At 39.1% G+C, this 13,994-nt stretch carries 10 protein-coding genes; 8 read left to right on the top strand and 2 right to left on the bottom strand.

Going from position 1 to position 13,994, the window contains the following annotated elements:
* Positions 1-27: 27 nt before the first annotated feature.
* From BM146_RS02655 to BM146_RS18985, 5 genes are all read left to right on the top strand, one after another.
* On the top strand, positions 28-963 hold the full coding sequence (locus BM146_RS02655; protein ID WP_074883985.1) for a MetQ/NlpA family ABC transporter substrate-binding protein: 936 nt from the start codon (positions 28-30) through the stop codon (positions 961-963).
* A 93-nt stretch (positions 964-1,056) separates the two neighbouring features.
* Positions 1,057-4,335 (top strand): glycoside hydrolase family 2 TIM barrel-domain containing protein, encoded by a 3,279-nt coding sequence (locus tag BM146_RS02650; RefSeq protein WP_074883981.1) that lies wholly within the window; start codon positions 1,057-1,059, stop codon positions 4,333-4,335.
* 81 nt (positions 4,336-4,416) lie between these two features.
* Entirely contained in the window at positions 4,417-5,388 is a 972-nt protein-coding gene (locus BM146_RS02645) for a methionine ABC transporter ATP-binding protein (protein ID WP_022775282.1), read from the top strand.
* A gap of 26 nt (positions 5,389-5,414) precedes the next feature.
* Positions 5,415-6,077, top strand: a complete 663-nt coding sequence (locus BM146_RS02640) for a methionine ABC transporter permease (protein WP_330391709.1) — start codon at positions 5,415-5,417, stop codon at positions 6,075-6,077.
* 109 nt (positions 6,078-6,186) lie between these two features.
* Entirely contained in the window at positions 6,187-7,395 is a 1,209-nt protein-coding gene (locus tag BM146_RS18985; protein ID WP_177201567.1) for an ATP-binding cassette domain-containing protein, read from the top strand.
* A 9-nt stretch (positions 7,396-7,404) separates the two neighbouring features.
* Here BM146_RS18985 and BM146_RS02625 read toward each other — a convergent pair whose 3' ends face one another.
* Complete coding sequence (locus BM146_RS02625; protein WP_074883979.1) at positions 7,405-10,920, bottom strand: ABC transporter permease; 3,516 nt, start codon at positions 10,918-10,920, stop codon at positions 7,405-7,407.
* A gap of 178 nt (positions 10,921-11,098) precedes the next feature.
* Here BM146_RS02625 and BM146_RS02620 point away from each other — a divergent pair, with 178 nt between their 5' ends.
* Genes BM146_RS02620 through BM146_RS02610 form a run of 3 tightly spaced genes read left to right on the top strand, consistent with a single transcriptional unit; the run spans position 11,099 to position 13,414 of the window.
* Positions 11,099-11,833, top strand: coding sequence for a lysophospholipid acyltransferase family protein (locus tag BM146_RS02620; protein WP_074883974.1), 735 nt, complete (start codon positions 11,099-11,101; stop codon positions 11,831-11,833).
* Complete coding sequence (locus tag BM146_RS02615; protein ID WP_143087408.1) at positions 11,830-12,561, top strand: phosphatase PAP2 family protein; 732 nt, start codon at positions 11,830-11,832, stop codon at positions 12,559-12,561. The genes BM146_RS02620 and BM146_RS02615 overlap by 4 nt, the downstream gene beginning before the upstream one ends.
* 1 nt (position 12,562) lies before the next feature.
* Positions 12,563-13,414 (top strand): 2-oxo acid dehydrogenase subunit E2, encoded by an 852-nt coding sequence (locus BM146_RS02610; protein WP_074883969.1) that lies wholly within the window; start codon positions 12,563-12,565, stop codon positions 13,412-13,414.
* On the opposite strand, the gene BM146_RS02605 is transcribed toward BM146_RS02610, so the two are convergent.
* Entirely contained in the window at positions 13,400-13,960 is a 561-nt protein-coding gene (locus BM146_RS02605) for a M48 family metallopeptidase (protein ID WP_074883966.1), read from the bottom strand. The two genes, BM146_RS02610 and BM146_RS02605, sit on opposite strands and share 15 nt — an antisense overlap.
* Positions 13,961-13,994: the final 34 nt, after the last annotated feature.

Below are 13,994 nucleotides of genomic sequence, written 5' to 3'. Positions count from 1 at the left end.
AAAATCAATTGTTGAGGAGGAATTATTATGAAGAAGAGATTTTTGACAAGCATCGTACTTGCTGGTGTTCTTGCTTTTGGAGCTCTGACAGGTTGCGGAAGCAGCGCTGATAGTGCAGCAGAGACAACACAGGACACACAGACTGCAGAGACTACAGAAAAGACACAGGAGGCTACACCTGCACAGACAGAGGATGGAGATAAGACTATCAGAGTTGGTGCTACACCTGTACCACATGCAGAAATTCTTGACAATATTGTAAAAGAAGTACTTGCGGAGGATGGCTGGACACTTGAGACAGTTGTATTCTCAGATTATGTACTTCCTAATACATCACTTGAAGCTGATGAGCTTGATGCAAACTATTTCCAGACACTTGGTTATATGAATCAGCAGAATACAGACGCAGGACTTCATCTTGCAGCTGTAGCAGGTGTTCACATTGAGCCAATGGGAATTTATTCTCAGAAATATACAGCAATTGCTGATATTCCTGATGGCGCTTCAATCGGAATTCCTAACGATCCTGATAACGGAGAAAGAGCTGTTGACCTTCTTGTCCAGAAGGGACTTCTTGCTTCAAAGGGCGGCTTTGGAACAGATGATAACTACACAGAAGATTCTTTAACAAAGGATAAAGAGGCTAATCCTCACGGATATGTGATCACACCTCTTGAGGCAGCAAGCCTTCCACTTTCACTTCCTGATCTTGATGCAGCAGCTGTAAATGGTAACTATGCTCTTGAAGCTGGTCTTCCTTCATCATATCCTGCACTTGATATCGAGGAGTTTGACGAGGAGACAACTGTTAAGAGAACAAATTTCCTTGTAGTTAAGCAGGGCAACGAGGCATCAGAAAAAACACAGGCTCTTATAAAGGCTCTTCAGTCTGACAAAGTTAAGGCTTACATTGATGAGACATATAAGGGAGCTGTAATTGCATCTTTCATTGACGCACAGTAATAAATAATAGAAACTAAAAAATATAAACAAATATAAGCCTCTCTGGTGTATGATTAGTAAGTGGTTTGCTAAAACATTGGGGAGGCTTTTAGTATGAAGGAAAAATTTGTTACAGGATGGAAATTTTTAAAAACTGATTTTGGAACAGAACTTGAAGATGTCAGGAACAGGCTTTCTGAATTTAAAGAGGTGGAGATACCTCATGATTTTCTTATAGATGATGCAAGAAACTTTTATACAGATGCCACAGGCTGGTATTACAAAGGCTTTGTGACCACACTTAAGCCAAGGCATTTTCTTGTCTTTGACGGATTATATATGGACAGCACTGTGTATATAAATGGTCAAGAGGCAGGAGAGTGGAAGTATGGCTATTCACAGTTCATTCTCGATATTACGGACTATTGTAAAGTAGGAAGTAATGATGTTCTTGTAAGAGTCAATTACAAAAATCCCAATTCAAGATGGTATTCAGGAGCCGGAATATACAGAAATGTATGGCTTTGCAGTTATGAAGATATATATATCCCTGAAAACGGAATTTATATCCATACACATAAGGGAGATATGGGATATTTTCTTGACATTGATACAGAAATAAAAGGAGGAGAAAATAAGAATACAAACGTATCCTACAGACTCCTTGATAAAAATAAGAGAGAGATTTCACTAAATGCCACCGGAAAGAGTTTTTTTGCAAGGAATGTAAAAGAGTGGTCTACTGATGAGCCCAATCTCTATACATTGGAAGTTACTCTTTTCGATGGAAAAAAGGAGCTCCAAAAGGAAGAAGTAAAATTTGGATTTAGAAGTATTTCTTTTGACCCGGATAAAGGTTTTGTATTAAATGGCAAAATAACCAAGCTAAATGGTGTTTGCATACATCATGATCTTGGTGCTCTTGGAGCTGCTTACAATAACAGCGCCATGAAGAGAAGGCTTATTCAGCTTAAAAACATGGGTGTAAATGCCATAAGGCTTACCCACAATATGTATGATCCCCAGACAATAGAGCTTCTTGATAGCATGGGATTTATGGCTATCTCTGAGGGCTTTGATATGTGGGAGAGATCAAAGACTGAGTTTGATTACGCAAGATTTTTTCCAGAGTGGCATGAGAGGGATGTTGAGAGCTGGGTAAAAAGAGATAGAAACCACCCTTCAGTTATCATGTGGAGTATAGGCAATGAAATCTATGATACCCATGCGGATGAGAGAGGTGCGCAGATCACCCGTATGTTAAAAGAGCTGGTTGAGAAGTTTGATTATATGGGAAATGCCCATCCAACCTTTGGCTCCAATTATATGCCTTGGGAAAATGCTCAAAAGTGCGCTGATATCCTGAAGGTTGTAGGTTATAACTACGCTGAGAAGTTTTATGAGAAACATCACAGGGAGCACCCTGACTGGGTTATATACGGAAGTGAGACCTATTCAATAGTTCAGAGCAGAGGAATATATCATTTCCCTTTATCAGAGGGGATTTTGGCAGATGATGACCTTCAGTGTTCAAGCCTTGGAAACAGTCAGACAAGTTGGGGCGCAGAGAGCATCGAGAGCTGTATTTGCATGGACAGAGATATGCCTTTTTCCATGGGACAGTTTGTCTGGACTGGCTATGACTACATCGGAGAACCCACGCCATACCACACCAAGAATTCTTATTTTGGACTTATTGATACAGCAGGCTTTTATAAGGATGCTTACTATGCCTGGAAGTCAGCCTGGGTGAGCGCTGATAAAGATCCTTTTGTTCACGTGTTCCCATATTGGGATTTCAATGAAGGAGAAGAAGTTGATGTGAGAGTAGTCAGCAACGCCCCTTTTGTTGAATTATTTGTAAATGGCAAAAGTCTGGGAAAGCAGGAGCTTACTCATGAAAGAGGAAGCGGAGATCACATCTTTGCTGATTATAAGTGTATTTATGAGAAGGGCGAGATAAAGGCCATCGCTTACGATGCTTCCGGAAAAGGGATTGCGGAACAGACACGCAGATCCTTTGAAGATACAGACAACTTTGAAGTAGCTTATGAAAAAGTTGATGAGCTTGTTTTTGCAATGATTAGTGCTGTTGATAAGAATGGCAATCCTGTAGAAAATGCCTGTGACAGAGTAAAGGTAACTGTGACAGGTGGAGAACTCATTGGACTTGATAACGGCGACAGTACAGATTACGACAGCTATAAGGCAAGCGAGAGAGCTCTTTTTAGTGGTAAGCTCCTTGCAATTGTCAAGATAGATGACAGCGCAGATAATGTAGTGGTAAATGTTCAAAAAGTAAGTAACATAGTTCAGGTAAGAAAGGTAGAGCTTTCGACAGACACTGAAACTAAGCTCTCTATGCAGAGACCAAAGGCAAAAATAAAAGCAAAAATTCTGCCTGAAAATGCAACAAACAAGGATGTATTTTACAGAATACTTGATTCTAAGGGCAATAAGTCCAATATTGCAAGGCTCTCTGTAAGCGGTAATGAAGCCGAAGTTGAAGCACTTTTTGATGGAGAATTTATTTTAAGATGCGAGACCAGGGATAGTGAAGGCATCGTAAAGACTATCTCAACACTTAAGTTTACAGCCATTGGCATGGGCAAAGCATTTCTTGATCCATACAGCTTTATTCCGGGAAACGTATTTAGTCAGAGCAAGGGCAGAACTGCTGCAGGCAATGAGCACGGTGTTGCTACAGACAGGGGCAATGAAACAATGGTTTCTTATGAAAGCATAGACTTTGGAATCGAGGGCTCTGATACAATCACCATTCCTATTTTTGCGCTTTCAGGTGACGCCTACAGGATACAAATCTGGGATGGAATAGCAGGAGATGATGGAGCAGTTTTACTTAATGAAGTCATCTACCAGAAAAAATCGATATGGAATACGTACCAGGAGGAGACCTGGAAGCTTTCAAAACGCCTTTGCGGAGTTCATACCATTAGCTTTGTAACTTATGATAAGATACATATTAAGGGCTTTTATTTTGAAAGACAGCTCAGGGCATTATGTGAAAACAGCGCTATTTATGCTGACAGCATATATGGGGATTCTTTTACAAGATCTGAAAATGCGGTTGAAGGAATTGGTAATAATGTTACACTTTCATTTGATAATATGAATTTTGGAGATGAAGGGGTAAAAGAAATTGTTATTACAGGAAGGGCAATGGCAGCCAGCAATACGATTCATCTACGAATGAAAAATGAAAATGGAGAGACCAAGGAAATACTCGAGTTTCCACTAAGCAGCGAATATACTGAAGTCTGCTTCCCAATAGAGCATAAAAAAGGCAGCTATGATATCTCTTTTGTTTTCCTTCCGGGAAGTAATTTTGACTTTAAGAGTTTTAGATTTAGTGAGAAAAACTCAAAAATATGATATATTATTAAATGTGACTGCACAAAACCCGCATGTATTGCGGGTTTTGTGAGAATATGACACAACAGGAAGTTAGGAAAGATGATAAAGATTCAAAATGTTAAGAAGTCTTTTAAGAACAATGAAGTATTAAAAGACATTTCTCTTGAAATAGAAAAGGGAGAGATTTTCGGAATAATCGGACAGTCAGGAGCCGGAAAGTCAACACTGCTTAGATGCATAAACGGCCTTGAGTCCTATGATCAGGGAGAAATACTTGTAGATGATCAGAAGGTAGATATCAATGATAAAAAGAACCTTCGCCTTCTTCAAAAGAGAATGGGAATGATTTTCCAGGGATTTAATCTTCTTGAGCGACTGGATGTGTATGGAAATGTGGCACTTCCTATGAAGTTCTGGGGGATGAAGACCAATACTCCTGAGGCAAAAGAAAAAATCTTAAACCTCATAAAGCTTGTAGGACTTGAAGATAAGGTTCATGCCAAGCCAAGAGAACTTTCAGGTGGACAGAAGCAGAGAGTTGCCATAGCAAGAGCGCTGGTGCTTGATCCTGAGTTTTTGTTATGCGATGAGGCTACAAGTGCACTTGACCCTGAAATCACTAAGGGCATACTTGCTCTTTTACAGAAAATCAACAGGGAGATGGGAATTACAATCATCATCGTAACTCATCAGATGGAAGTAGTTAAGCAGATCTGTCAGAAGGTAGCATTCCTTAGTAGTGGCAAAATGCTTGCAGTTGGTAAGCCTGAACAGCTCTTTGTATGGCCAAAAGAGCGTGAAATCAGAGACTTCCTTAGAGAAGAGAGCGATAAGCTTCCAACTACAGGAGTTAATCTTAAGCTCTTTTTCTTCGGAGAGGGCAATCAGAGACCTATCGTTACTCAGATGTCTCAGGAACTTCATACAGATTTCAATATCTGTTGGGCGAAGCTTGAGGACTTTAGAGAAGATGTTTATGGAAGTCTTGTCCTTAATATGGATGAAAAAGATCTTGATAGAGCCTGTGCATTCCTTGATTCCAAGGGAGTTACATGGGAACGTATTAACTAAACTGTTTTTATATAGGAGAATTACAAATGTCAGGAATTTTATCAACAACAGGCATGGGAGCAGTTGTTCTCACTGCCTTTAAGCAGACACTTTACATGGTGTTCTGGTCTACACTTTTTTCAGTAATATTGGGCTTTATACCGGCTATCATACTTACGCTTACAGCCCCCGATGGGCTTAAGCCAAATAAATTAGTATATGAGATTCTTAGTTTTGTAGTTAACGTATTCAGAAGCTTTCCTTTTATCATTCTTTTGGTAATACTCATTCCTTTTACCAGAATGGTCGTAGGAAAGTCCATTGGAACTACAGCTTCGATCGTACCTCTTACAGTGTCAGCAATACCTTATATTGCAAGGGTGTTTGAGACTAGCCTTAGAGAGACTAATCCAGGAGTTATAGAGGCAGCAAGATCATTTGGGGCATCCAACTTCCAGATACTTATGAGAGTTTATGTAAAAGAGTCTATTCCAAGAATGTTAAATGGCGTAGTACTTCTTATAATTTCTCTCATTGGATATTCAGCAATGGCCGGAACAGTAGGTGGTGGCGGAATAGGCGATATTGCAATACGTTATGGTTATCAGCAGTATAAAACAGATTATTTGATTGTATGTTCAATCGTATTGATAGCATTTGTTCAGCTTATTCAGATGCTAGGAAACCATATGTATAAAAAGATGAGTTGATTTTATGGCACCCTGATTCTTTCAGGGTGCTTTTACTTTGTATAATTGAGTTTGTGTTTGATATACCGTTAAAAAGTTAGTAAAATTAATGTATAAAGGAGTATTGGATATGAGGGGAATTAATACGCAGACTCTATGGAAAATAATGCAGCTTCTTGATAGTGATCAGGTGGAAAGTGCGTTGGCAGACGCATTTGAAGCTTTGATAGCAGATATTTCTGCTGATTTGGGAGCAATATGGCTTAAGAACAGTAGTACTAGCCGCATTAACAGTATTGTATCTATTGGAAAGAATAATATTTCAGGCTTTTCCATTGAAAATAAGCAGGGAATAGTAGGTGAGGCCTGCGAAGCTAAGGAACCCATCTTTGTTTCGGATATTTCTAAAGATGAGAGGTTTCCGGGAGGGAAGGATGAGATAACAGGCATTGAGATAAAAAATGTTTATTTCATGCCAATGATCTATAGAAAAGAGACTGTCGGATGTGTTGAGATCATAAATCTTAACCGGGATGAGCTTTCAGAAGAAGACATAGCCCTGATTCATTCTTTTGCGGGAATCATTACACTTTTTATCAACGAAAATGGATATTCCTATGTTGCTGACACTAAGAAGAAAGTTGTAATGTCACTTCGCGACATTACCAAAGACTATCCCTCAGGAATGGAAATCACGCATGTGCTTAAGGGAGTAGATCTTGATATATATGAAAATGAACTTTTGGTTATTCTGGGAGAAAGTGGCTGTGGAAAGACCACTCTGTTAAACATAATCGGAGGAATGGATAGTCCGACAAATGGCGAGATTACTCTTGATGGTAAGGATTTTTCACATCCTACGGAAAAAGAACTGGTTAATTTCAGAAGAAATTATATTGGTTTTATTTTTCAGTCCTATAATCTTATGCCCAATCTTACAGCGCTTGAAAATGTGAAGTTTATTTCTGAGATATGTGAAAATCCGGTGGATCCTGCAGAGGCAATAGATATGGTCGGACTAAGTAGTAGAGCCAATAATTATCCCTCCATGATGAGTGGCGGGCAGCAGCAGAGGGTATCAATTGCAAGGGCACTTGTGAAAAATCCAAGGATAATTCTGGCAGATGAACCTACCGCCGCACTTGATTTTTCAACAGGTCAGGAAGTACTTGCGCTGATAGAAGAGGTTATTTCAAAAAGACATACTGCTGTAGTAATGGTTACACACAATGTTGAAATAGCCAAGATGGCAAACAGAGTTATCAGGGTAAGAGATGGAAAAATCTCAAGCATAAGAGTAAATATGTGGCCATTACATGCATCTGACCTTGCGTGGTAGTTTTTCATATCAGTATCTGGTGATACTTGTGAGCGGGACTGTATTAATTTTTCTGAAGGCAATGGTATTTATAACTACTGAAAACAGGGCATTTATTAAAACTGATGATGCCCATGCCAAAACAAAGGGACTTCGTACAAACATAAAGGCATCTGTTTCAAGATTTTTTATTATGATCCCGGTCAGAGGAACGCCCAGTGACAGCGCTATGACCACGGACAATATACTTGTAAGAAGAACCTCTCTTACAAGATATCCAATAACCTGTGAGTTATAAAAGCCGTTTACTCTCATGGTGAGAAGTTCTCGCATTCTGTGGGCAACTAGTATGTTGCTAAGATTTAGAAGAATCATGAAGGTGAGCATGATAGAAAAGATTATAACTATAGCAACAACTGTGTTATAAAGGCTCACTACAGCCATGTTCCCATCGCGGAGGTTTTTTTTGAGATCAACAGTTGAAACTCCGGGAAGTTTAGACAGTGTATCCGTAAGCTCTTTTGCCTTATCGCCTGGAGCTTTTATGTAATAGGTGTTCCTGGTAGGAAGAGAGCCGAAATTATCTTCGTAATACTTACTTGTCATTATTGTGGTTTTTCCTGCATAGAGCATGAAGGTTCCGCTGACAGTAACTTCTGAATATCGCAGATTACCGCTTATCATGTGAAGAGAGCTGCCTTTTGAAATCTCATTTTTTTCTTCCATTTCCTTGGTTATCAAAACACCGTTATCCGGAATTTCTATTCTCTTTCCAAATTCATCCTTCAAAATGTAAAATCTATCAAATTCTTTTGAATCATCCACGCATATCGTATTAGTTAATATCTGAGAGTCGTCATCAATGATAACGCTGACGGACACAGGCAGATAGAGAGTGTCATACTCAGATAGTGCTTTGGTTATCACAGCTTTTTCTTCATCAGTAATGGAACTTGATTCTGTGAGAGTCAGGTCATATTGCCATATATCATTCATCTGACGGCCCAATGCGCCTTCGTAGGCGAGCTTTATATCAATTCCAAATCCCACTATAAAAACACAGATAACTGTTATTACTACAGAAACCACTTCTCGCCCGATGTCTGTAAAAAGATTTCTTACAATGAGTTTTAGATATATACCTTTTGCAAAAGATTTCCCGGCTTTTTTGCCATATTTCGATGCAGGCTCATTGCCGCTTATAAGTCCGACAGCAGAGCAGTGGATATATCTGTGACAGGACAAGATGACTGCCAGAGTAGTAACAAGTACTTCCATTAGTGGAAGGAGAATTATCATGACAATGTTATGCCCTGTGCCATCGAGTGAAAACGCCAGATTCTCTTTCATGGTATTTATAAGGAGTTTTTCTATGGTAAAAGATCCGGCAACTCCAAGAAGAGCGCCTATAAGTGCGGCCGAGACACCGAAAATGATATATTTTCGCATAATTTCAGATTCAAACATACCAAAGGCTTTGCAGGTGCCTATCTGGCTTGTTTGTTCCTCTATGATTATGGTCATGGTAAAAAAGCATACTATGGCAATTATTCCGGCATATAGAGGCGTAAAAGCAGTGAAAAATCCGTTGATGGCTTTCATATAGGACTTTGTCTGAACATAAGGAAAATTTACGTCTCTTGTTTGGACCATATATGTGCAGGGAGTAGCTTTTGCTGTATCAATCTGTTGCTTTAAATCTGATAACTTGTCATCTGCTTCCTTTTTGGCACTTTCATATTGGGAAGTAGCTTCGTTTATGGATTTTTCGCCTTCTTCCTTTTGGGATGCATATTCATCTTTGGCTATCTGAAGCTGTTCTTCGAGGCCTTTAATAGTTTCAGTCGCCTCACTCATTTTTGAGCTTAAAGTCTTTTTTGCATCCTCAAGCTGAGCGGCGCCTTCAGCTTTCTTTTGTTCATATTCAGCCTTGGCGTCTTCAAGGCGCTTTTTTGCTTCAGGTTCTCTCTTTGCAAGTTCAGCTTTGCCATCTTCATACTGCTGCCAGCCTTTTTGAAGATCATACCAGCCCTGATCGAGCATTTTTCTGGCTTCTTCCAGTTGTTCTACTCCATCATCATATTTCTTTTGACCTTCTTCAAGTTCATATTTGCCTTTAAGTAACTTGTCATAATCAGCTTTGAAGTCATCTATATCTAAACTATCGTCGAATAATTCCTGAATATGAGGGGGAGCATTGTCATAGGCGTCGATAAGCAGACCGCATCTTTCTAATGTTTCTTTCCCTTTAGCGTTATTTAATTTCTCTATAGTTTCTTCTGAATCCTCTTCCAGCTCCAATATAATAATAGCGGCATCAATAATATCGTCATTTACTTTTTCGTCGGCCTGACGGATTGCTTCATTGTATTCCTTGTAGCCATTATCAAGTTTTTCTTTTCCTTCCACCAGTTTTTCTAGCCCTTTAGAGTATTCGGCTTCTTTTTCTTTCAGGAGTTTTTCTGCAGCATCAAGAGACAGAAAGGCATCAAAGAGCTTGAATTTTGCATCATTTAACTCTTTTTCCATGTCTTTCTCGGCTTGCTCGAGTTGAGCCTGTCCATCCGCAACCATTGTATTGTATTCTTCTTCGCCTGATCTTATTTTGGATTTTGCTTCTGACAGCTCTTTTTCAGCGGCAGACTTTATGTTGTTTAACTCTTCCTCGCCATTTTCAAGGGTGCTGCGCGCTGTTTCAATGGCATCGGTAAAAGTCTTTAGTCCTTTGTCGAGTTCGTTTTTTGCTTTTGAAAGCTCGTCTTTTGATGTGCTTTGGGCATTAGCATATTCTTTGTCAAGCTCTGAATGCAGATTGACAATCCTGTTAGCTGACATGGAAACTGTTTCCGACTCCAAAATGTCCTTTATTTCTGCACTTTTCTTTTTATAGGCACTTTTAAATGTATCTTCTGGTATATTTGCGTCAATAAGTATGTTGGAGTAGTCAAAGGATAGCTTTGAAGTATCAAAGCAGGAGAGGGGAAGAACTATATAGTCGGTGGAAATGTTGACCATATAATCGGGGTGCGATGCAATTCCTGTAATTTTGTAGGTCTTGTTGGGAAGAATGCCGTCAAATCTGACAGATGCAATGCTTATTTCAATCTCATCGCCGATTTTAGCACCGATTTTTTTCATGGCGCTGTATGAGACTATGCACTCATCCAGAGAGGAGGGAAGGGAGCCCGTGGTTACAGTTGGAGTGCTTATTTTTTCAGTGCTGGATATGACTGTAACGCCGGTACTCTTATCATCAAGTGACAGCTCACCCATAAAAGAAATCTGGCCTTCAGCGTCATTTACTTCATCAAGAGTTTTTAAGAAGTCAATTTCATCATTCTTTATTCCCATGCTGCAGGAGATGTCATAGTCCTTGAAGTTCTGCGTTGCAATATAGGAAGTGCTGGCTTTTTTTACTGTGGAAGAGCCAAAATAAAGCCCGAGAATAAGTGTGGTACCAATAAATACTATCGTGACGATTGAAAGCCAGGATACTATTCTTACTTTTATATTTCGAAGCGCGTCCACAAGCCAGGTTTTTAACATTTTCAGAAATCCCCATGATATTTTTGCAAGATGTTGTTTATTTATGCTCGGTATAACAACTATTATAGCACATGATGGCTGTTAATGATATTTTGTAACAGCTATAAGTATGGCTAATAATTAAAAAAAGAGTTATACTAGTACCTTGGTTTGACTTAAATCTATGGTGGAGGAAGATGTGAAAAGTCCTGTTTTTTGTGTGATCAGAAAAATAGTTTCTATGGTGGCTCCGGTATTTAAGGCAGAAGGTGTAGAAAACCTTCCAGATGGACCGTCGATAGTTGTGGGGAATCATTCTCAGGCTTTTGGCCCGCTTGCGGCAGAGCTGTATTTTCCCAGGAAACATTATACCTGGTGCATATCCGAGATGATGGAAAGGGATAAAGTTGCTGATTATGCATACAAGGATTTTTGGTCAAAAAAGCCTCTATTATTAAGACCGTTCTTTAGACTATTTTCGTATATCATTCCACCGCTTTCAGAGCTCATATTTACTAACGCAGATACGATTCCGGTATATAGAGATAGGCGTGTCATGAAGACATTCCAGCTATCATGTGAAAAGCTGGATGACAATGCATCAGTTGTTATTTTTCCTGAAGATTACACTGAATACAATAACATCGTTCATGAGTTTCAAAGGGGGTTCGTTCATGTTGCCAAGTATTACTACAGGCAAACCGGTAAGAGCGTTCCTTTTGTTCCTATGTATGTATGCCCGGAACTTAAAAAGATAATTTTTGGGAAGCCTGTCATGTATGATCCTGAGGCAAAAACAGATGTGGAAGCAGAGAGAATCTGCACTTACATTCAGGAGAGTATATCAGAGATCGCATATGGCTTACCCAGGCATAGAGTCGTGCCATATCCTAATGTTTCCAAAAAGTATTATCCGTTTAATGAGAGAAAATGATGAAAAAACCAGTTGTTGATTATAGAAAACTTAGATTATCGAATATTGCAAATAAAGAGTACAGGCATCTGTTACTTCTTTTAGGATGGCTTGCTTACTTTTTTATGTATTTTATTACGGAAAGATTCATTCCTGAAAGCAGATGTCATGTAGTCCATAGCGTTGTTGATGACATAATCCCTTTTAATGAGTATTTTGTACTGTTTTATGTATCATGGTATTTTTTCATGATTATCTCACTTCTTAGCTTTGCTCTGTACGATATAGAGAGCTTTGTAAGAGCCGAAAAGATTATAGTGGGAATGCAGATAATATCTGTTATAACCTATATAGCATGGCCATCTGTTCAGCTTCTTAGGCCGGATCATTTTGAGCATGAAAATTTCTGTACCTGGCTTCTTGGAATAATATATAAAGCAGATACGCCAACCGGCGTATGTCCGTCCCTTCATGTGGGATATACCCTTGCAGTTCTTTCTGCATGGCTCATTAGAAAGGACATTAAAGCCGTTAAAAAAGCTCTTATTGTGCTATGGGGCCTGATAATATGCGTTTCGGTTTGCTTTGTAAAACAGCATTCATTTGTTGATGTATTGGCGGCAGTAATAATGTATTTGTTTCTTGAACTTCTTTTATTTGGGAGTGAGATATCGCTTGCGACCGTATTCAGGTCGGTTAAGGTATCCACATCCGACCGTTCTAAATCAGACATAAAGGAGGACTATTAACATGGGAAAAAGAAGAATAGGCGACAGATCTGATGGAACACAGATAAGGGATATCGATGCAATGCATTATGTGATGCCACTGATGTATCCGAACAGATGTGATAACGAAGCTTATATGAAGGTTTCTGTTGATATAACTAAAACAGAAGATTATATAAAAAAATATAACGAGGAGCATCCTGATAACAGGATTGCTATTTTTGATATCATTATCGCAGCAATGCTTAAGACCTTAAGACTTCGTCCTCAGATGAACCGCTTTATCGCCAATCAGACTATGTATCAGAGAAACTGCATAACAGCGGCATTTACAGTAAAAAAAGAGTTTAGGGATGATGGAGATGAGACTCTTGCAAGAATCGTTGCAGAAGATACTGATAATCTCGAGAGCATAAGCTTTAAGGTAAGGGAACAGATAGCGAAGTGCAAAGTTGAGGATGATGAGTCTACAGACGCTATGAATTTCATCAAGAGACTCCCTGCTAAACATGTTCTTGGTGCAGTGGCAAGATATCTTGACAGGCATGGATGGATGCCGAAGTCTGTGATAGCAACTGATCCTTATCAGTGTTCAGTGGTACTTACAAATCTAGGATCTCTTGGAATGGATATTGGATATCACCATCTTATGAACTGGGGAACAAATTCCATATTTGTCATAGTGGGAACCAAAAAATTCAAGCCATTTTATGACAAAGATGGAAATGTTACCATGAAGAGAGTTATAGATCTTGCGGTTACTCTTGATGAGAGAATATCTGATGGATTCTACTATGGAAGATCACTTAGGCTTGTTCAGAAGCTCATTGAAAATCCTGAGCTTTTGGAAGGAGCTTTATCAAAAGAAATATAATTCATTCCCGTGATCTTTCAGCCATTTGCGGCGCTCTTTATAATCTGGAAGTACTTCTTCCACATGGGCCCAGAAACGAGGAGAGTGATTCATCTCTTTTCTGTGACAGAGCTCATGAACTACAACGTAATCTATTATTTTGTCCGGGGCATTCATAAGAAGACAGTTGAAGTTCAGGTTTCCTTTAGAACTGCAGCTTCCCCAGCGACTCTTTTGCATTTTGATAGTGATGCGGCCATAATCAACTCCGATTATGGCCGCATATTTTTTTACCTTAACGGGAATTATCCTTTTTGCTTTTGTAGTAAAAAGCTTTATGTCAAGTTCGTTTAGCGGTTTTAGATTGCTGTTTTCTTCAGCTTTTTTGTTTTGTCTGAGTTTCATTTTTGATAGGCTTTTTTCTATCCAGTCAGCTTTTTCACCTATGAATCTGTTTATTTCTTTTTCAGATACCCTTAGCGGTGCTCTTACAATGACTTCGCAGCTTGAGGTTACTTCTATACATAAAGTTTTTCTTTTGCTTCTTACAAGTTTAATCGGTGGCATGTGTTATTTTGGCCTTTCATTTTTGTAACATATA

The organism is Butyrivibrio proteoclasticus (genome assembly GCF_900115735.1).
In the GTDB taxonomy this organism is placed as follows: domain Bacteria; phylum Bacillota; class Clostridia; order Lachnospirales; family Lachnospiraceae; genus Butyrivibrio; species Butyrivibrio proteoclasticus_B.
The sequence above is the reverse complement of the archived record's forward strand: the minus strand, read 5'-3'. Positions and strand labels throughout refer to the sequence as shown.